Raw genomic sequence first — 18,714 nt, forward strand, 5'->3', positions numbered from 1 at the left:
CCATGCGACTCCTCGACGACGTGGTCCCCGCGATCGGACGGGCGTTCTTCGGCAGCGTGGTGAGCGGTGCCCGCGAGCTCGACGACGCGCACCGGGCGATCCGGCAGGGCGTCCCGACGAGTCGGCGGATCGCGTTCGCGTCGCTCCGGGGCGGGACCGGCTGCTCGACCACGGCCGCCGCGGTCGCCAGGGTCCTCGCCAGACGGCGGAGCGGACGGGTCCTCGGGGTCGACGGTGCCGCTGGTCCCCGGTCGTTCGCCGCGCTGGCGGGGGCCGACCACGGCGGTCCGACGGTACCGTCCGACCGCCGCTCGGCCGCACGGACCTCGTGGGACGCCACGGACGGGCTTGCCGAGGCCGCGTCGGGCCTGCACGTGCTCAGGATCGGGGACCCCCGGTTCCCCTCGCGTCAGGCCGCGCCCGACGAGTGGACCGCAGCGGTCGACCCCATCGCCCGGTTCTTCGACGTCGTCGTCGGCGACTGGGGCTCCCGCAGCCCCTTCGTCGACCTCGGCGCCGTCGCCGCGGACGCACACGTCGTCGCCCTCGTCACCGGGGCCGACCGACCCGGGGTGGAGGAGGGCATCGCGCACGCCGACGCCCTCCGTCGCCACGCGCCCGACACCCGTGTCGTCGTCGTCCCGGTCGACACCGTCGGCACGGGGCTGCGCGCCGCCCGGGCCGCCGCGGACTGGCCGGGCCACCTCGTCCTCCCGGTACCGCACGACCCGACGACGACCGTGCCCGGGGTCCGCCCGACCGCGTCCCGCACCGCCCTCGTCCACCTGACCGCCGCCCTGGTCGACGCCGCCGTCGGCCGACGATCGACGGAGGCCACCCGGTGAACCGCATCGTGCACCGTCCCGCGCGGGTCTCCACCCCGCTCGTCCGCCCGGACGCCGAACAGCTCGCACCGCCGCCGCAGCTCCCCGAGGGCCCGAGCGGCGGGATCCCGCTGCAGTCGCTCCTGCCGGTGATCGGCGCGGTGTCGTCGGTCGTGATGATGGTCGTGCTGCGCGGGAACAACCCGGTGCTCATGGTCGTCGCGGCCCTGGTGTTCGTGGTCGCCCTGGTCGGCGGGCTCGGCATGGCGTTCACGCAGCGGGGCAACGCCGTCCGCAACCGCCGGACCCAGCGGGAGCGGTACCTCGACCACCTCGAGGAGCTCCGCGGCGACCTGCGTGCCCGGACGACCGCGATCCGCGAGCGGGCCGAGCACGTCGACCCCTCCCCGGACACGCTCCCCCGGCTGGTCGGCGACCCCGCACGGCTCTGGGAGCGCCGCCGGTCGCACGCGGACTTCCTCCGGGTGCGCGTCGGTGCCGGCGACGTGGACTGGCTCGACCTCGTCGTGCCGCCGGACCAGAACCCGGTCCAGCCGCTCGACCCGCTGATGCTCGCCGAGCTCCAGCAGGTCGCGGAGCACTACGGCACGGTCGACGCGATGCCGATCTCGATCCGGCTCGACGACGCCGGCGACGTCTCGGTCGTCGGAGACCGCGACGCCGTGCTCGCGGTCGCCCGAGCGCTCGTCGCCCAGCTCGCCGCGCTCCACGCCCCCGAGGACCTGCAGCTCGCGGCGGCGTTCCCCGCCGACCGGGCCGCCGACTGGGAGTGGTTCGACCTGCTGCCCCACGTGCGGATGGACCGGACCTTCGACGGCCCGCTCCGCGCACGCCGCGTCGCCGAGGACGTCCCGACGCTGGCCAGGACCCTCGCCGCCGAGCTCGGCGAGCGTGCTCGGACCGCCGCGACCTGGCGACGCTCGGGCGACTCCGGGAGGCGGAGCGACCTCGCCCGACTGGTGGTCCTCGCCGACGAGCACGGCGGTGTCGCGGTCCCGCTCGCGCTGCCCGAGGGCGAGACCCGCCCGGAGGACCTCCGCGTGACGGTCGTGCACCTGGTGGCGGACCGTCTGCACGAGCCGTCCGACGTGCGGGTCCGCGTCACGGCACGGACCGTGACGACCGACGACCCCGGGGTGTCCCCGAGGACCGCGCTCGAGATCGTCGATGCCCGCGACGTCGAGGAGGGCGAGCCCGCACCCGTGCAGACGGCGGTGTGCGACCCGGTCGCGCCGACGCTCGTCACGGCGGTCGCCAGGGCGCTCGCGCCGCTCCGGCTGTCCGCGGACGCCGAGGAGCGCACCGAGTCGTCGACCGCGATCGGCGTCACCGACCTCCTCGGGGTCGACGACGTCACGACGATCGACCCGGACCGGACGTGGCGACCGCGGGCGCCCCGGGACTTCCTCCGCGTGCCGATCGGGGTCGACGACTTCGGCGCTCCCATGTTGCTCGACCTCAAGGAGTCCGCGCAGCTCGGCATGGGTCCGCACGGCATCTGCATCGGTGCGACCGGTTCCGGCAAGAGCGAGATGCTGCGCACGCTCGTCCTCGGGCTCGCGGTCTCGCACCCGCCCGAGGACCTCGCGATGATCCTCGTCGACTACAAGGGCGGTGCGGCGTTCGCCCCGTTCGCGCGCCTGCCGCACGTCGCCGGGCTCATCGACAACCTCGCGGACGACCCGCAGCTCACCCGACGTGCCCGTGCCTCCATCGCCGGCGAGGTCCGCCGCCGACAGGAGATGCTCCGCGACGCCGGGGCGGCTCCGTCGATCACGCACTACCGCGAGCTGCGGACGCACCGACCGGAACTGCCGCCGATGCCGCACCTCGTGCTGGTCATCGACGAGTTCGGCGAGCTCCTGACGGCCGAGCCCGAGTTCGTCGACCTGCTCCTCATGATCGGCCGGATCGGGCGGTCGATCGGCGTGCACCTGCTGCTCTCCAGCCAGCGCATCGAGGCCGGCAAGCTCCGCGGTCTGGACACCTACCTGTCGTACCGGCTCGGCCTCCGCACCTTCTCGGAGGCCGAGAGCCAGGTCGTCCTCGACACCGGCGACGCGTTCCACCTGCCGGCGGTCCCGGGCTACGGGTACCTCAAGGTCGACACGAGCGTGTACACCCGGTTCCGTTCCGGCTACGTGTCGGGCCCGGTGGAGGACGCCACCCCGGCGGCCGTCGCCGCCGCGAGCACGGACACGGCGCCGGAGCCGTTCGAGCTCCCGGTGTACAACACGCTCGCGACCGAGGACGACGACCCGGGCGAGGCCCAGCTCGCGACGCCCGACGTCGGACGGAGCGTCGTCGACGAGGCCGTCGAACGGCTCGGCCGCGGCGACCGGGCGACCACGCCGGTCTGGCTGCCGCCGCTCCCGACGCGTCTGGCGCTCGGCGCGGTGCTCGACCCCGACCGGACGCCGGACCCCGCGGGCATCACCGTGCCGATCGGGCTGCTCGACGACCCGGCCCGCCAGCGCCAGCGCCCGTGGTCGCTCGACCTCACGCAGGGCGGCGGACACGTGGCCGTCATCGGCGCCCCCGGGTCCGGCCGCACGACGTTCCTGCGCACCGTCGCCGCATCGATCGCGCTCACGACGACCCCGCGGCAGGTCAGCGTCTACGGCATGGACCTCGCCGGCGGTGGCCTCGGCCGGATCGAGGGCTTCCCGCACGTCGGCGGCGTCGCGACCCGCGCCGACCGGAACCGCCTGCTGCGGCTCGTCGAGGAGCTCCAGGCGATGATCCGACTGCGCGAGCGGGTGTTCCGCGACCACGGCATCGACTCGCTCGCGATGCTCCGCACCCGCCACGCCGCCGGTCGGGTCCCGGAGCTCGGCTCGGCGGACGTCGTGCTGCTCGTGGACGGCTTCGGCGTCATGCGCACCGAGTTCGAGGAGCTCGAGGAGGCCTTCGGCGACCTGCTCCAGCGCGGCGGCAGCTTCGGCATCCACGTCGTGGTGGCGCTGACCCGGTGGAACGAGCTCCGCCTCGCGAACCAGCCGCTCATCGGCCAGCGCTTCGAGCTGCGCCTCAACGACCCGGCCGACTCGACCATCGCCCGTGCGGCGGCGGCGACGCTGAAGTCCGGGGAGCCCGGCCGCGTCCTCACCGGGGACGAGCTGTTCGGCCAGGTCGCGCTGCCCGTCCTCGACGACGTGGACGACGGCGCCGTCGGCGACGAGCTGGCCGCGCTCGCACAGCGGGTCGCGGACAGCTGGGGCGGTCCCGCCGCGGCGCCGATCCGGTTGCTGCCCGAGTCGTTCGACCCGGCCGAACTGCCGGACGCACTCGCGATGCCCACAACCGTGCCGTTCGCACTCCGCCAGGACACGATGGACTTCGTGGCCTTCGACCCCGCCGTCGACCAGCACCTGCTCGTGTTCGGCGACACGGCGAGCGGGAAGACCGCGCTGCTGCGCGGCCTGGCGGCCGGGTTCGTGGAGCGCTCGACGCCGGACGAACTCGTCCTCGCCTTCATGGACGTCCGCGGTGGTGCGGCGGCCGGGACCCCGGACGAGTTCCTCGGCGGGCACGCCGCGAACGGCCGCGACGCCCGCGGTCTGGCCACGGCGATCGCGGCCGAGCTCGAGCAGCGCGCGTCCGGCACCTCGACCGGCCCCCGCCCGCGCATCGTCGTGCTCGTCGACGACTACGACATCGTCGCCTCGGCGGGGACGGACCCGCTCGCGCCGCTCGTGCCGTACCTGCCGTCGGCCCGCGACCTCGGCCTCCACGTGGTCCTCACCCGACCCGTCGCCGGTGCCGCGCGGGCGATGTACGACACCGTGGTCCAGTCCGTCCGCGACTCGGGCGCGACCGGACTGGTGCTGAGCGGTGAACGATCCGAGGGCCAGGTCTTCCCGAAGGTGTACGCCGAGCAGTTCCCGCCCGGACGCGGCCGTCTGGTGCGCCGCGGCAGCCCGCCGCGCATCGTGCAGGTCGCCCACTTCCCGGCCGCGCGGGTCCCCGCTCCGGCGCAGGCGGACCCCGCCGGCCAGACGACCGTCCTCGACCCGAAGGGAGCCGTCGATGCCCCGTGAACTGGTGATCCTCTCGCGGACCGCCCCGGAGCTCGCCGTCTTCGTCGGGGCCGGTGCCGACATCGCCCCCGACCTGCGGGTGCGGACGCTCGACGGCGGCGCGGTGACCGAGGTCGTGGACCGCCGCGGCATGGCGGTCCTCAGCGTCCAGGTCCCCGAACTCGTCGAGAACCCCGCCGAGGTCGCACGACTCGCGCCCTGGTCGTCCCTGTCGGCGCCCGTGTGGTGGACCGACGCGTGGGCTCCGTGGGGCGAGCAGGGCGACGTCGGGGTCGCCGTCGCACGGGCCTGGGCCTCGGCCGGCGGAGCCGAGATCCGCGTGGAGGACGGCTCGTGAGCTCCCTCCCGCCGAGCTCCGCACCCCTCCCCCCGATGCCGGGCCCGCGTCGGTCCGCGGCCCAGCGCGCGCGGACCGTCCTCGTCGCCGGGGTCGCCGGTGGCACCGGGACGACCACGGTCGCGGCGCTGCTCGCCGATGCGGTCGGTGGTCGGCTCGGCGTCGTGGTGCAGGCGACGGACCACTCCGGCGGCGAGCTCGCCGCCCGGCTGCCGGCGCTCGGGCCCGCCACCTCGCGCGTGACGGTGCACGACGCCGGGGCGCACGTGCGTCCGGCCGCTGCGCTCGCAGCGACCCCGGAGAACTCCCTGGTGGTCGTCGGACGTGCCACCCCGGACGGCGTGGCCGACGTCCGGTCCGCACTCGTGGCGATGACGGACGAGCCGGACCCGACGCTGCTCGGACGCTCGGTTGTGGTGCTCGTCGACCGGGCCCCGAAGCCCGTGACGATCGACGTGGCACCGGTGCGCGCGACGGGGGTCGCCGGGGTGCTCGTGCTCCACGCGGACCGCGCGCTCGCCCGAGCGGGCCGCATCGACACCACCCGACTCGGCCGCCCCACCGTCGCGACGGTGTCGGAGCTCCTGTCCGCCCTCCGCTGGTAGCGACCGGTCGCGCCGTCCCGCGGCCGCGACGCGAGACCGCGGCCCCGACCGGGGACCGCGACCTCGACGGCAGGCCGCGACCCCGGACGGACGGGAGGCGCGGTGCCAGCCGGCACCGCGCCTCCAGGACGTCGTGTGGTCGCGTCAGCCGCGCGCGGACCGCACCCGGTCGACGAACGCCGCGTGCAGCGGGTGCTCGGCCGCGAGACCGGTGATCTCGGTCGCCACGTCGGCGTCCGACCGGTCCGAGCGCAGCAGCTGCTGCAGCTCGACGCTCTGCTCGTCGTCGGCGACGTCGAACCGGAGGGCGGCACCCATCGCGTCGAGCAGCGCGGTCGGCTCGGTGCCGTCCTCGGCGAGGGCGGCGGCGGGCGACACGAAGCGCTCGTCCCGCGACAGCTTGCGGAGCGGCTGTCGGCCGACACGGGTGACCGTGTCGGGCAGGTGCGGGTTCTCGAAGCGACCGATGATGGCCTGCACGTAGGAGCGGTGCACCTCGGGGTCGAGCTCGTGACGACGCACCAGCAGGTCGCTGGTCTCGGCGAGCACCGACTCGAGCGCGGAGCGCACGGCCGGGATCGCGATGGCGTCCGAGATCTTGTCGGCACCGGCGAGGAACCCGTGGTACGCGACGGTGGCGTGCCCCGTGTTCACCGTGAAGAGCTTGCGCTCGATCGAGGCAGCGAGCCCGTCGACGTAGTGCGCGCCGGGGATCTCCGGCTCGTTCCCGCCGAACGGGGTGCGGTCGATGGCCCACTCGTAGTAGGTCTCCACCGTCACGTCGAGGCCCGCGCCCTCGGGCTGGGCCGGGACGATCCGGTCGACCGCGGTGTTCGCGAACACCGCCTTCGCCAGGGCCTCGTCGCGCGACTCGGTCGGGAGCGCCTCGACGATGAACTCCCGCAGACGGTCGGTCGCGTTGATCGCGTTCTCGCACGCCATGACCGCGAGGGGCGCGGCGTCGGCGTCGCGCTGCTGGAGCGCCTTCGCGATCACCGGGGCGATGAACTTCAGGACGGTCGGGCCGACCGCACAGGTGACGACGTCGGCGGCGGCGACCTCGGCGATCACACCGGCCTCGTCCTGCGCGCTGTTCACGGCACGGAAGCCGGTGACCTCGTGGTCCTGCGCGCCCTGCCCGACCTCGTGCACGGTGTACGAGTCGGCGGCGGCGAGTGCGTCGATGAGCGGCGCGGCGACGTCGGCGAAGACGACCTCGTAGCCGGCCTCGTGGAGCAGGAGCCCCACGAAGCCGCGGCCGATGTTGCCGGCGCCGAAGTGGACGGCGGTCCCGGTCACTCGTTGACCTCGCCGAGGATCGACAGGATCGCGGCGGTGTCCGGCGCGTCGGTGAGCTTCTGGACCTCGTCCTCGTCGGAGAACACGATCGCGATCTTCGACAGGATGTCGAGGTGCTCGTTGTTCACGCCGGCGATGCCGACGACGAAGCGCACGGGGTTGCCGTCCCAGTCGATCGGGGTGGCGTAGCGGATGAACGACAGCGCGGACGACTTGATGGCGTCCTTCGCGTCGTTGGTGCCGTGCGGGATGGCGAGGAAGTTCCCCATGTAGGTCGAGACGCTCTTCTCGCGCTCGAGCATGGCCGGGTAGTAGTCCGCCGTGACCGCGCCTGCAGCCTCGAGGATCTCGGCCGCCTCCTTCATCGCCTCCGACTTGGTCGGGGCGGTGTCCTCGGTGTGGATGCGGATCTGGCTCTCCTGCAGGACGGGCATCGGGGGTTCTCCTTGCTGATCGAGGACGTGGTGGAGGGGGCGGACCGTGGTCCGCCCCCTCCGATACTGCACTTCGTTACTGGTTCTTGAGCTGGTCGACGACCTGGTCGTACTGCGGCGCGTTCATGAAGTTGCCGACCGACACGTGCTGCGCGTTCGGGTTCTTCTGCTTGGCGCGGTCCGTCAGCTCCTCCTGCGTGATGATCAGGTCCTCGGTGCCGTCGAGGTTCGCGATCGCCTTGTTGACGACCGTGACGCCCTCGATGCCCGCCTTCTTGACCTTGTTGCGCAGGACGCTGGCGCCCATGGCGCTCGAGCCCATGCCGGCGTCGCAGGCGAACACGACGCTCTCGACGCGGGTCGCCGTCGCGGTGGACGCCGATCCGACGCCACCGAGCGAGGCCTCGGCCTCCTCCTCGTTGGCCGGGGAGTTGTTGCCGAGCAGGCCCGAGGTCGCGGCGTTGACGTCGCGGCCCTTGTTGGCCTGGAGCTTCGCCATAGCGGCGCTCATGTCGCCGCCGCCGTTCGCCAGGTCACGCTTGCGGCTGGCGAGCAGGAAGAAGGACGCCACCGCGAACGAGACCGCTGCGGACAGGACGACCGACAGGATGACGCCGACGTAGCTGTCCTTCGCCGTGGCCGTGAGGACGGCGATGATCGAACCGGGCGAGGCCGGGGCGACGAGGCCGGACTGGAAGGCGACGTTGGTCGCGACACCGGTCGCACCACCGAGGATGACGGCGAGGAAGAGCACCGGCTTCTGCAGCACGTACGGGAAGTAGATCTCGTGGATGCCGCCGAAGAACTGGATGAGGATCGCGCCGGGAGCGGTCGAGCGGGCGATGCCGACACCGAAGAAGGTGAAGGCGAGCAGGATGCCGAGACCGGGGCCGGGGTTCGCCTCGAGCAGGAACAGGATGCTCTTGCCGGACTCCTGGACCTGCTGCGCGCCGAGCTGGTCGAGCACGCCGTGGTTGATCGCGTTGTTGAGGAAGAAGACCTTGGCGGGCTCGATGATGACGCTCGCGAGCGGCAGCAGCGAGCTGTCGACGAGGAACTTCACCGCGGCGCCGAGGCCCTCGGCGATGAGCTTGAACAGCGGCGCCAGCCAGAAGAAGCCGATGAGCGCGAGCACGAAGCCGAGGATGCCGGCCGCGTAGTTGTTCACGAGCATCTCGAAGCCGGGCTTGATCTTGCCGTCCCAGATCTTGTCGATCTGCTTGATGAGGTACGCACCGAGCGGACCGCAGATCATCGCGCCGAGGATCATGATCGTGCCGTTGGCGCCGATGATGACGCCCATCGCCATGATCGAGCCCACGACCGCGCCGCGGGTCTCGTAGATCATCCGGCCGCCCTGGAAGGCGATCGCGAGCGGGATGAGGTAGGTCAGGATCGGGCTGACGAGACCGATGTTGGCCACGCCGTCGGTCTCCCCGAACCCGCCGAGGACGCCCACGGGCGTCCAACCGGTCTCGATGAAGAACGCGGTGATGAGGCCCCACGCGATGAAGATCGCGATGTTCGGCATCACCATGCCGGAGAGGAACGTGCCGAACTTCTGGACGGCGACGCGTGCGCCGCCCCGCGACTTCGCGGGTGCGTCGGGCGCTGCAACGGACGACGTTGTCATGTGCCTGGCTTTCTGTGATGGGTGCTGCTGCGGTGTGAAGGGGTACTGCGGTGGTGCGGGTACTACGGTGCTGCGTGGGGTGGAGCGGGTCGGGTCAGACGGCGTGCGCGGCAGCCGCGGCGGACCTGGCAGCCGCCGCGGTGCTCGCGGCGAGTGCCGCCGTCGCCATCTCGCGGGCCTGCTCGAGCGAGTGCTTGCCGAGTTCGGCACGCACGTCGGCCAGGGCCGCGGGGGTCATGGACAGGGTGGTGGCGCCGAGGCCGACGAGCACGACGGCGAGCAGCGGGTCGGCTGCGGCCTCACCGCAGATGCCGACGGCCTTGCCCGCGTCGGCACCGGCCGCACCGAGCTGTGCGACGAGGCGCAGCACGGCGGGGTGCCACGGGTCCTGGTAGGACGCGACGGTACCGAGCATGCGGTCGGCGGCCATCGTGTACTGGGTCAGGTCGTTCGTGCCGATCGACACGAAGTCGGCGTTCGCGAAGACCTGCTCGGCCATGAGCGCGAGCGAGGGCACCTCGGCCATGACGCCGGCGGTGCGGATGCCGAGCTCACGAGCCAGGTCGACGAAGTACTCGGTCTCCTCGGCGTCGGCGACCATCGGGGCCATCACCCAGAGGTCGGCCTCGGTCGCGGCGTCGGCCTGGGCGAGGGCGGTGAGCTGGTCGCGGAGGACCTCCTCGTGGTTCCGCAGCGCACGCAGACCACGGCGGCCGAGCGCCGGGTTCTCCTCGTCCTTGTCGGTGAGGAACGGCAGGGGCTTGTCGGCGCCGGCGTCGAGCGCGCGGACGACGACCTTCTTGCCCGGGAACGCCTCGAGCAGCTGGCGGTACGACTCGGTCTGCTGCTCCACGGTCGGCGCCTTCGGCGAGTCGAGGAAGAGGAACTCGGTGCGGAAGAGCCCCACGCCCTCCGCACCGAGAGCAACGGCGCCCGCGGCGTCGGCGGGGCTGCCGAGGTTCGCGAGCAGCGGGACGGTGTGGCCGTCGGCGAGCGCACCGGCGGTGAGCGGTGCGGCGGCGGCGGCGAGGCGGTCCGCGATGCGCTGGTCGACCTCGGCCACGAGCTCCGCCGACGGGTCGGTGACGACGGTGCCGGCCGCGGCGTCGACGACGACGTGGGTGCCGTCGACCAGGTCGTCGGCGCCGGCGACGCCGACGATCGCGGTGATGCCCTTGGCGCGGGCGAGGATCGCGGTGTGCGAGGTCGGGCCGCCGTCACGGGTGACGAGGGCGAGCACCTTGTCGAGGTCGAGGAGTGCGGTGTCGGCGGGCGCGAGGTCACGGGCGACGAGCACGAAGGGAATGTCGGACTCGGGGACGCCCGGTGCGGAGACGCCGCGGAGCTTCGCGATGATGCGCTGCGCCACGTCGTCGAGGTCGGCCGCGCGCTCCCCCATGTAGCCACCCATGCCGACGAGCAGGTCGCGGAACTGGCCGAACGCCTCGAACACCGCGCGCTCGGCGTTGGTGCCGCCGTCGATCCGGGCGTGCACGTCGTCGAGGAGCGTCGGGTCCTGCGCCATGAGCGCCTGCGCCTCGAGCACGGCCTGGGCGTCGCCGCCGGCGAGCTGTCCGCGCTTGTTGAGGTCCTCGGCCACGGCCGCGAGCGCCTCGGCGACGGCGTGCTTCGCGTCGTCCGCGGTGCCGGCCAGCGCGTCCTTCGACGGTTCGCCGAGCGGGTCCGCCATGCGGAGCACGGGGCCGTGGGCGACGCCTCGGCCGACGCCGGTGCCGAGCAGTTCGGACATTCGAGACTCCTTCATCTCCACGCGCTCACGGTGGGGGTGGTTCGTTCGGTGCGCAGCGACACGAACGGACCACGCCCGTGCGGCTTGGCAGCACACTACCCCGATCCGCGTTGACAAACAAACACATCCGGGGATAAAAATGCAGAAACAGATGCCCGTTTGCGTCTGGCGGACGAAGCAATCCGGAAGGATCCGGCGCCGATCTGCCCGAGCATGCCCGTTCTGTTCCGAGCAGGCCGACCGAGACGACGAGGTCCATGTACGCACCAGAGCGCCACCAGCGCATCGTCGAGCGCGCCCGGTCGCAGGGACGGGTCGACGTCAAGGACCTCGCCGAGCTGCTCGAGGTCACCCCGGAGACCATCCGCCGAGACCTGACGAGCCTCGAGCGCCGCGGTCTGGTCCGGCGGGCGCACGGCGGGGCGATCCCCGTCGAGCGCATCACGCTGCACCCGGGGGTCGGCGACCGCGGCGGGATCAACCAGGCGGAGAAGATGGTGATCGCCGAGGCCGCCCTCGCCGAGCTCCCGGAGAACGGCTCGGTGATGATCGACGCCGGCACCTCGACGATCTGCCTGGCCGAGATGCTCCCCACCGACCGCGGCCTCACCGTGGTCACCCACTCGCTGCCCGTCGCCATGGCGGTCGCGAACCGGTCGGGCATCGACCTGCACCTGCTCGGCGGCAACATCCGCAGCGACTCGCTCGCCGGCGTCGGCACCTGGACGCACCAGCTCATCGGCATGGTCAGCGTCGACGTCGCCTTCATCAGCATCAACGGCATCACGCCCGAGCGCGGGCTGACGACCCACAACATGGCCGAGGCCGCCGTGAAGAGCGCGATGATCAAGTCCGCGCGCCGGAGCATCCTGCTCGCCGACCACACGAAGTTCGGCCGCGAGGAGTTCGGCCGCGTCGCCCCCCTCGCCGCGATCGACACGATCATCACCGACCCCGGCGTGAACGCCGACCTCGTGCGCGAGGTCGAGGCCGCCGGCACCGAGGTCCTCTGGCCCGGTCGCGACTGACCGGCGCCGGTCCCCGGGACCGCCCACCACGCGCTCGCTAGCATGAGCGCACCACCCGTCGACAGGAGTCCATCGATGTCCGAAGCCACCCGCACCGTCACCGTCGCCAGCGCGTCCGGCCTGCACGCCCGCCCCGCCTCCCTCTTCGTCCAGACCGTCACCGCGTCCGGTCACCAGGTAACGATCGCCAAGGGCGACAAGTCCGGCAACGCGGGCAGCATCCTCGCGCTCCTCGGCCTGGGCATCGAGAACGGCGACGAGGTCACCCTCACGGTGACCGGTGACGACGCCGAGACGACGGCCGACAGCCTGGTCGAGTTCCTGCAGACGGACCACGACGCGGCCTGAGCAGGTCGGTCGCGCACGCGACCCGATGACGGACGGGAGGCCCGTGGCTGCGCAGCCACGGGCCTCCCGTCCGTCCGTACGCGCGGTCACGGCCGTCGTGGAGCAGGAGACGTCGGGTCGCCGGTCCGCACCCGACAGTTGCTGCTCCACCGACGCAGGAACGGCGGCGCGCGGGGCCGTCGGCGCGCGTCGGTAGGGTGGTCGGCATGACACGCCTGCGCCTCGCATCCGTCAACGTGAACGGCGTCCGCGCCGCCTTCCGCAAGGGCATGGGCGACTGGCTCGACACGCGCGACGTCGACGTGCTCGCCCTGCAGGAGGTCCGCGCCTCGAGCGACGACCTGGCCGGGCTGCTCGGCGACGAGTGGGACATCGTGCACGACCCGGCCACGGCGAAGGGCCGCGCGGGGGTCGCCATCGCCTCGCGGCACCGCGCGCACATCCACCGCGTCGAGCTCGGCCCGTCGGACTTCGACTCCGCCGGCCGCTGGATCGAGGCCGACTACGAGCTCGACGGCACCACGGTCACGGTCGTCTCCTGCTACGTGCACTCGGGCGAGGTCGACACCCCCAAGCAGGACGAGAAGTGGAAGTTCCTCGACGCGATGACCGAGCGGCTGCCCGCCCTGCGCGCGCACAACCCGCTCGCGGTCGTCGTCGGCGACCTCAACGTCGGGCACGACCAGCGCGACATCAAGAACTGGAAGGGCAACGTCAAGCGCGCCGGCTTCCTGCCCCGCGAGCGCGCCTACTTCTCGCGGTTCTTCGGGGCCGAGGGCGAGCAGGTCGAGGGTGCCGACGGGTCCACTGGGCCGGGCCTCGGCTGGGTCGACGTCGGGCGTGAGCAGGCCGGCGACGTCGACGGACCCTACACGTGGTGGTCGTGGCGCGGGCAGGCCTTCGACAACGACTCGGGCTGGCGCATCGACTACCAGGTGGCCACCCCCGACCTCGCGGCGAAGGTCACGAGCTACACGGTCGACCGTGCTGCGGCCTACGACCAGCGGTGGTCCGACCACGCTCCCGTGGTCGTCGACTACGAACTCTGACCTCCTCCCACTCCACGCAGTACAGGAACACCTCCATGACCAAGACGCGCATCTTCTCGGGCATCCAGCCGTCGGCCGGGTCCCTCCACCTCGGCAACTACGTCGGGGCGCTCATGCAGTGGCGCGACCTGCAGGACGACCACGACGCCATCTACTGCGTCGTCGACATGCACGCGATCACCTCCCCGCAGGACCCGGCCGAGCTCCGCGCGAGCACCCGGGCGACCGCGGCGCAGTACATCGCCTCCGGCATCGACCCGACGAAGTCGACCCTCTTCGTGCAGTCGCACGTGCCGGCGCACGCCGAGCTCGCGTGGGTCCTCAACACGCTGACGGGCTTCGGCGAGGCGAGTCGGATGACCCAGTTCAAGGACAAGTCGGCGCGGCAGGGCACCGAGGCCGCGTCGGTCGGGCTCTTCACGTACCCGATCCTGATGGCCGCGGACATCCTGCTCTACGACACCGCCGTGGTGCCGGTCGGCGACGACCAGCGGCAGCACGTCGAGCTCACCCGCGACCTCGCGACCCGGTTCAACTCGCGCTTCGGCGACACCTTCGTGGTGCCGAAGGCGCAGATCGGCACCGAGACCGCGCGGATCTACGACCTGCAGGACCCGACCAGCAAGATGAGCAAGTCCGCCGCGTCGGACAACGGGCTGATCCGCCTGCTCGACGAGCCGAAGCGCACGGCGAAGAAGATCCGGTCGGCGGTCACCGACACCGAGCGCGAGATCCGGGCGGACCGCCAGGAGAAGCCCGGTGTGACGAACCTGCTCGCGATCCTGTCGGCGTTCACGCGGACCCCGGTGGCGTCGCTCGAGGAGCAGTTCGTCGGCAAGGGGTACGGCGACCTCAAGGGCGCCGTGGCCGACGCCGTCGTCGCCGAGCTCGAGCCGGTGCGTGCCCGCACGCTCGAACTGCTCGACGACCCGGCCGAGCTCGACCACCTGCTCGCGCTCGGTGCCGAGCGCGCCGAGTCCATCGCGCAGGCGACCCTCGCCCGGGTGTACGACCGCATCGGCTTCGTGCCCCGCTCGCGCGGCTGACGATGCTCCCCGTGACACTGTCGTCGGACCGGGTCCACCTGACGGTGCCGACCCGGTCCGACACGGCGGCCGTCACGCAGGGCTGCCAGGACCCGGCAGTCGTGCGCTGGACCACGGTCCCGACGCCGTACACCGCGCGCGACGCCCAGACCTTCGTCGACGCCCTGGTCGGTCCGGGATGGGCGTCCGACCGCGAGTACACGTGGGGCATCCGGCGACCGGGGTCGACGTGGCTCGAGGGCGTGGTGTCGTTCCGCACCGAGCACCGCGACCTCGGCTTCTGGCTCGCACCGACGGCCCGGGGCGAGGGGCTGATGCACGCGGCCGTCGAGCTCGTCGTCGAGTGGGCGTTCTCCCAGGGGGCGCCCGACGTGTACTGGGAGTGCTACGAGGGCAACGTCGGCTCCGCGTCGGTGGCCCGTGCGACCGGCTTCTCGTTCACGGGCACCGGGACCGCCCGGATCCCCGACCGCGACGGCGGGCCGACGACCGCCTGGACCGGCCTCCGTCGCGCCGACGGCGTCCCCGCGTCCGACCTGCCCTGGCCGGCGGCGTCGTTCGCTGACAGGGGACAGCACGGTGACGCGTCACCGACGCCCCGTCGGTAGTGTCGGAGCGTGATGTCGCCGTCCGACCCGCGCGCCCGCCCCGAGGAAGTCCGGGCGATGCGTCGTGCGCTCGAGCTCGCCGCGCTCGGACCCGTCGTCGGTGACCACGCGCGGGTCGGTGCCGTGCTGCTCTCCCCCGCCGGGGACGTCCTCGCCGAGGGCTGGCACAAGGGCGCGGGGACCCCGCACGCCGAGGTCGACGCGATGGCGAAGGTGCCCGCCGAACAGCTGCGGGGCGCCACGGCCGTCGTCACCCTCGAGCCGTGCAACCACGTCGGCCGGACCGGCCCGTGCGCACTCGCGCTGATCGAGGCCGGCGTCGGCCGGGTCGTCCACGCGGTCGACGACCCGGGTGAGCAGGCGGGCGGCGGTGCCGAACGCCTCCGTGCGGCCGGTGTCGACGTCGTCAGCGGCGTCCTGGAGGACGAGGCCGAGGCGTTCCTCGAGCGCTGGCTCCTGTCCGTCCGCACCGGGCGCCCGTGGGTGACCGTCAAGTGGGCCGCCAGCCTGGACGGTCGCGCCGCCGCTGCGGACGGCACGAGCAAGTGGATCACCGGCGCCGCCGCACGGCAGCACGTGCACGAGCAGCGGGCCGCACACGACGCGATCCTGGTCGGCACCGGCACCGTGCTCGCCGACGACCCGAGCCTCACCGCGCGCGGTGACGCCGGCGAACTGCTCGCCGACCAGCCGCTCCCCGTCGTCGTCGGCGACCGACCGGTGCCCGACGACGCCGCCGTCCGACGCCACCCCCGAGGCCTGGTGGCCCTGCCGGGACACGACCTGGCCGCCTCGCTGCGGACCCTGCGCGACCACGGCGTGCACAGCGTCCTCGTCGAGGGCGGTCCCACCGTCGCCTCCGCACTGATCGCCGCCGGCCTCGTCGACGAGCTGCTCGTGTACCTCGCGCCCGTGCTGCTCGGTGGCCCGCGCGTCGCAATCGGGGACGTCGGCGTGGGAAGCATCGGCGACCGCCACCCGTTGGACATCACATCGACCACCAGCCTGGGACCCGACCTCCTGGTCCGCGCTCGACCCCACCGCGCCCGGGCCGGCACCGCCCGGCCCGACGACGCGACGTCGACGGCCGCGACGACCGGGACCCCCGACCAGGCACAGAACGACCGGAGCACCCCATGACCGACGCCCTCACCTCCCCCACCCCGGGCAGCCCGGTGCAGTTCGAGGTCGCGACCACCGTCCCGACCACCCACGGCACGTTCGAGATGCGCGCCTACCGCGACCTGGTCACGAGCGCCGAGCACGTCGCGATCATCGCCGCACTGCCGGACGGATCCGCTCCCGGTGACGACGCCCTCGTGCGCGTGCACTCGGAGTGCCTGACCGGCGAGGCGTTCGGGTCGTTGAAGTGCGAGTGCGGTCCGCAGCTCGACGCCGCGCTCGACACCATCGCCACCGAGGGCGGTGTCGTCGTCTACCTCCGCGGGCAGGAGGGACGCGGCATCGGGCTGATCAACAAGCTCAAGGCCTACCGCCTGCAGGAGGACGGCCTCGACACGCTCGACGCGAACCTCGCGCTCGGGCTGCCGGCCGACTCGCGCGAGTACGGCGGAGCCGCCGGCATCCTCGCCGACCTCGGCATCTCGCGCGTGCGCCTGCTGTCGAACAACCCCGAGAAGCGGCGGCAGCTCGAGGAGCACGGCATCGAGGTCTCCTCGCTCGTCCCGCTCGTCGTGGGCGTCGTCGCGCAGAACGCCGGGTACCTCGACACCAAGCGGGACCGGATGGGGCACCAGCTGCCCGCGCACCTCGAGACCGGCGCGGCCGGCTGACCGACGCGGCCAGCCGACCGAAGCGGCCAGCTGACGGACGCCGCCGTCCGACGGACGTTCCGCGACGCGCGGACGCGGCCACGGGCCTCCCGGCCGATTTCCAGCTGCGCGACGGGTGTCGTAAGGTGAGGGTCCCGTCACGAGCGGTCCCACCACCCACCGAACGCACCCGGTCCGAGCACGCGCCACCAAGCGCGACCGACCGGTGTCCGCAGCTTCGGCACGCCGCCGCGCTCCCCCTGAGCGCTCCCCTCGGAGTCCCCGTACATGACCGCCGCCCCGGCACCCGCCGCCACGACCGACACGAAGCCCACCGGCAACCCGCGCTCCCGCGTGATCATCGCCAGCCTCGTCGGCACCTCGATCGAGTTCTACGACTTCTACGTCTACGCGACCGCTGCCGTCCTCGTCTTCCCGACCCTGTTCTTCCCGAACGAGGACCCGACGGCCTCGCAGCTGTCGTCCTTCGTGACGTTCGCCCTGGCGTTCTTCGCCCGTCCGGTCGGGTCGATCGTCTTCGGCCACTTCGGCGACCGGGTCGGCCGCAAGGCCACCCTCGTCGCCTCGCTGCTCGTGATGGGGACGGCGACGTTCCTGATCGGGTGCCTGCCGACCTTCGCGTCGATCGGCATCTGGGCGCCGGTCCTGCTCGCCGTGATGCGCTTCGCCCAGGGCGTCGGCCTCGGCGGCGAGTGGTCCGGCGCGGCGCTGCTCGCGACCGAGAACGCCCCGAAGGGCAAGCGTGGTGTGTTCGGGTCGATGCCGCAGCTCGGCGCCCCGATCGGCTTCCTCCTCGCGAACGGCCTGTTCATCGCCATCAACGCCGCGATGCCCGCCGGTGCGGACGGCACCCCGAACGCCGACTTCCAGGCGTGGGGCTGGCGCATCCCGTTCCTGCTCTCGGCCGTGCTCGTGATCGTCGGCCTGTACGTCCGGTTCAAGCTCGTCGAGTCCACGGTGTTCCGCGGCGTGCAGGAGTCCGGCTCGGTCGCCAAGGTGCCGCTCGGTCGCGTGTTCCGCACCTCGTGGAAGGCCCTGATCATCGGGACCTTCGGCATGGTCGCCACCTACGTGCTCTTCTACTTCATGACGACGTTCACGCTGTCCTACGGCACCACCGCGGCCGAGGCCGGTCCGCTCGTGCCGAAGGTCGGCCTGGGCTACAGCCGGGGCGAGTTCCTCACCCTGCTCATGATCGGTGTGGTGTTCTTCGGCATCTTCACGCCGATCGCCGGGTGGCTCGCCGACAAGTACGGCCGTCGTCGCACGCTCATCCCCACCACGATCGGCATCGCCCTCTTCGGCCTGACGTTCCAGATCTGGTTCGCGGCGTCGACCGGACCGATCACCGTCGTGACCTTCCTGATCGTGGGGCTGTCGCTGATGGGCCTGACGTTCGGGCCGATGGGCGCACTGCTGCCCGAGCTCTTCCCGACCAACGTCCGCTACACCGGGTCCGCGATCGCGTACAACGTGGCGTCGATCCTCGGGGCGTCGCTCGCGCCGACGATCGCCCTGGCGCTGTGGCAGCCGGACGGCACGATCGTGTGGGTCGGGCTCTACCTGACGCTCGCCGCCGTCGTGACCGTGGTCGCCCTGTTCTTCGTCCGGGAGACGAAGGGCGCCGGGCTCGACGAGGCCGACGCCGCCGGCTCGCCGGACGCCGCCCCGGCAGACCTGCGGGCGTGACCGGCGGGTCCTGACGCGACCACCCGACACGACGGGAGGCGCGGTGCCGGTCCGGCACCGCGCCTCCCGTTGCGTCGTGTGCGGGGCCGTGCGGGTGCGCGCTCGCGTGTGTCGGCGCGTCGTGCCGCTGCGGAACGACATGCCCGCTGTCGCACGACGACGCGGGTGTCGTACGACAGCGGGCCGCACCACGCACCGCTCCCGCGCACC

Annotated in this window: 15 protein-coding genes and 1 pseudogene; 12 read left to right on the top strand and 4 right to left on the bottom strand. The window is 72.8% G+C overall.

Annotated features, from left to right (window positions below):
- The first annotated feature begins 2 nt into the window (after nucleotides 1-2).
- Genes ACIPEQ_RS08945 through ACIPEQ_RS08960 form a run of 4 tightly spaced genes read left to right on the top strand, consistent with a single transcriptional unit; the run spans nucleotide 3 to nucleotide 5,827 of the window.
- The gene (locus tag ACIPEQ_RS08945; protein ID WP_402714878.1) at nucleotides 3-845 is read left to right on the top strand and encodes a hypothetical protein; all 843 of its coding nucleotides are present in this window, start codon (nucleotides 3-5) and stop codon (nucleotides 843-845) included.
- Nucleotides 842-4,885, top strand: a complete 4,044-nt coding sequence (gene eccCa / locus ACIPEQ_RS08950; protein ID WP_402714879.1) for a type VII secretion protein EccCa — start codon at nucleotides 842-844, stop codon at nucleotides 4,883-4,885. Before ACIPEQ_RS08945 ends, eccCa begins: the two co-directional genes overlap by 4 nt.
- Complete coding sequence (locus tag ACIPEQ_RS08955; protein WP_402714880.1) at nucleotides 4,875-5,222, top strand: hypothetical protein; 348 nt, start codon at nucleotides 4,875-4,877, stop codon at nucleotides 5,220-5,222. The genes eccCa and ACIPEQ_RS08955 overlap by 11 nt, the downstream gene beginning before the upstream one ends.
- Before the next feature lie 35 nt (nucleotides 5,223-5,257).
- On the top strand, nucleotides 5,258-5,827 hold the full coding sequence (locus ACIPEQ_RS08960) for a hypothetical protein (RefSeq protein WP_402714881.1): 570 nt from the start codon (nucleotides 5,258-5,260) through the stop codon (nucleotides 5,825-5,827).
- A gap of 144 nt (nucleotides 5,828-5,971) precedes the next feature.
- Here the strand turns inward: ACIPEQ_RS08960 and ACIPEQ_RS08965 are convergent, their stop codons facing one another.
- From ACIPEQ_RS08965 to ptsP, 4 genes are all read right to left on the bottom strand, one after another.
- Nucleotides 5,972-7,126, bottom strand: coding sequence for a mannitol-1-phosphate 5-dehydrogenase (locus ACIPEQ_RS08965; RefSeq protein WP_402714882.1), 1,155 nt, complete (start codon nucleotides 7,124-7,126; stop codon nucleotides 5,972-5,974).
- Entirely contained in the window at nucleotides 7,123-7,560 is a 438-nt protein-coding gene (locus ACIPEQ_RS08970) for a PTS sugar transporter subunit IIA (protein ID WP_022907882.1), read from the bottom strand. The genes ACIPEQ_RS08965 and ACIPEQ_RS08970 overlap by 4 nt, the downstream gene beginning before the upstream one ends.
- Nucleotides 7,561-7,636: 76 nt before the next feature.
- Nucleotides 7,637-9,193: a PTS mannitol transporter subunit IICB gene (locus ACIPEQ_RS08975; protein WP_402714883.1), complete on the bottom strand. Its 1,557-nt coding sequence runs from the start codon at nucleotides 9,191-9,193 to the stop codon at nucleotides 7,637-7,639.
- 94 nt (nucleotides 9,194-9,287) lie between these two features.
- Nucleotides 9,288-10,943 carry a phosphoenolpyruvate--protein phosphotransferase gene (gene ptsP / locus ACIPEQ_RS08980; protein WP_402714884.1) on the bottom strand — a complete coding sequence of 552 codons (1,656 nt, stop codon included), beginning with the start codon at nucleotides 10,941-10,943 and terminating at the stop codon, nucleotides 9,288-9,290.
- 257 nt (nucleotides 10,944-11,200) lie between these two features.
- Between ptsP and ACIPEQ_RS08985 the strand changes: the two genes are divergently transcribed.
- From ACIPEQ_RS08985 to ACIPEQ_RS09020, 8 genes and pseudogenes are all read left to right on the top strand, one after another.
- Nucleotides 11,201-11,971: a DeoR/GlpR family DNA-binding transcription regulator gene (locus tag ACIPEQ_RS08985; RefSeq protein WP_058728882.1), complete on the top strand. Its 771-nt coding sequence runs from the start codon at nucleotides 11,201-11,203 to the stop codon at nucleotides 11,969-11,971.
- Between the two features lie 75 nt (nucleotides 11,972-12,046).
- The gene (locus ACIPEQ_RS08990; protein ID WP_066655121.1) at nucleotides 12,047-12,319 is read left to right on the top strand and encodes an HPr family phosphocarrier protein; all 273 of its coding nucleotides are present in this window, start codon (nucleotides 12,047-12,049) and stop codon (nucleotides 12,317-12,319) included.
- Nucleotides 12,320-12,525: 206 nt separating this feature from the next.
- Nucleotides 12,526-13,368, top strand: coding sequence for an exodeoxyribonuclease III (locus tag ACIPEQ_RS08995; protein ID WP_126891845.1), 843 nt, complete (start codon nucleotides 12,526-12,528; stop codon nucleotides 13,366-13,368).
- A 35-nt stretch (nucleotides 13,369-13,403) separates the two neighbouring features.
- The gene (gene trpS / locus ACIPEQ_RS09000) at nucleotides 13,404-14,414 is read left to right on the top strand and encodes a tryptophan--tRNA ligase (protein ID WP_402714885.1); all 1,011 of its coding nucleotides are present in this window, start codon (nucleotides 13,404-13,406) and stop codon (nucleotides 14,412-14,414) included.
- An 11-nt stretch (nucleotides 14,415-14,425) separates the two neighbouring features.
- A complete protein-coding gene (locus ACIPEQ_RS09005; RefSeq protein WP_402714886.1) occupies nucleotides 14,426-15,022 on the top strand; it encodes a GNAT family N-acetyltransferase in 597 nt (198 codons plus the stop codon).
- Between the two features lie 12 nt (nucleotides 15,023-15,034).
- On the top strand, nucleotides 15,035-16,162 hold the full coding sequence (gene ribD / locus ACIPEQ_RS09010; protein ID WP_402715243.1) for a bifunctional diaminohydroxyphosphoribosylaminopyrimidine deaminase/5-amino-6-(5-phosphoribosylamino)uracil reductase RibD: 1,128 nt from the start codon (nucleotides 15,035-15,037) through the stop codon (nucleotides 16,160-16,162).
- An 11-nt stretch (nucleotides 16,163-16,173) separates the two neighbouring features.
- Nucleotides 16,174-16,815 (top strand): annotated as a pseudogene (gene ribA, locus ACIPEQ_RS09015) (GTP cyclohydrolase II); the annotation flags it as partial.
- A gap of 267 nt (nucleotides 16,816-17,082) precedes the next feature.
- Nucleotides 17,083-18,504 (top strand): MFS transporter, encoded by a 1,422-nt coding sequence (locus tag ACIPEQ_RS09020; RefSeq protein WP_402714887.1) that lies wholly within the window; start codon nucleotides 17,083-17,085, stop codon nucleotides 18,502-18,504.
- The last annotated feature ends 210 nt before the right edge of the window (nucleotides 18,505-18,714 follow it).

The sequence above is a fragment of the Curtobacterium sp. NPDC087080 genome (assembly GCF_044745105.1).
Lineage (GTDB): Bacteria > Actinomycetota > Actinomycetes > Actinomycetales > Microbacteriaceae > Curtobacterium.

What these genes read in the sequence shown, in the direction of transcription:
- ACIPEQ_RS08955 (WP_402714880.1), top strand. Translation starts at nt 4,875, where the DNA reads ATGCCCCGTGAACTGGTGATCCTCTCGCGGACCGCCCCGGAGCTCGCC.
- trpS (WP_402714885.1), top strand. Translation starts at nt 13,404, where the DNA reads ATGACCAAGACGCGCATCTTCTCGGGCATCCAGCCGTCGGCCGGGTCC.
- ACIPEQ_RS08945 (WP_402714878.1), top strand. Translation starts at nt 3, where the DNA reads ATGCGACTCCTCGACGACGTGGTCCCCGCGATCGGACGGGCGTTCTTC.
- ACIPEQ_RS09020 (WP_402714887.1), top strand. Translation starts at nt 17,083, where the DNA reads ATGACCGCCGCCCCGGCACCCGCCGCCACGACCGACACGAAGCCCACC.
- ACIPEQ_RS08975 (WP_402714883.1), bottom strand. Translation starts at nt 9,193, where the DNA reads ATGACAACGTCGTCCGTTGCAGCGCCCGACGCACCCGCGAAGTCGCGG.
- ribD (WP_402715243.1), top strand. Translation starts at nt 15,035, where the DNA reads ATGTCGCCGTCCGACCCGCGCGCCCGCCCCGAGGAAGTCCGGGCGATG.
- ACIPEQ_RS08960 (WP_402714881.1), top strand. Translation starts at nt 5,258, where the DNA reads ATGCCGGGCCCGCGTCGGTCCGCGGCCCAGCGCGCGCGGACCGTCCTC.
- ACIPEQ_RS08970 (WP_022907882.1), bottom strand. Translation starts at nt 7,560, where the DNA reads ATGCCCGTCCTGCAGGAGAGCCAGATCCGCATCCACACCGAGGACACC.
- ptsP (WP_402714884.1), bottom strand. Translation starts at nt 10,943, where the DNA reads ATGTCCGAACTGCTCGGCACCGGCGTCGGCCGAGGCGTCGCCCACGGC.
- ACIPEQ_RS08995 (WP_126891845.1), top strand. Translation starts at nt 12,526, where the DNA reads ATGACACGCCTGCGCCTCGCATCCGTCAACGTGAACGGCGTCCGCGCC.
- ACIPEQ_RS08985 (WP_058728882.1), top strand. Translation starts at nt 11,201, where the DNA reads ATGTACGCACCAGAGCGCCACCAGCGCATCGTCGAGCGCGCCCGGTCG.
- ACIPEQ_RS08990 (WP_066655121.1), top strand. Translation starts at nt 12,047, where the DNA reads ATGTCCGAAGCCACCCGCACCGTCACCGTCGCCAGCGCGTCCGGCCTG.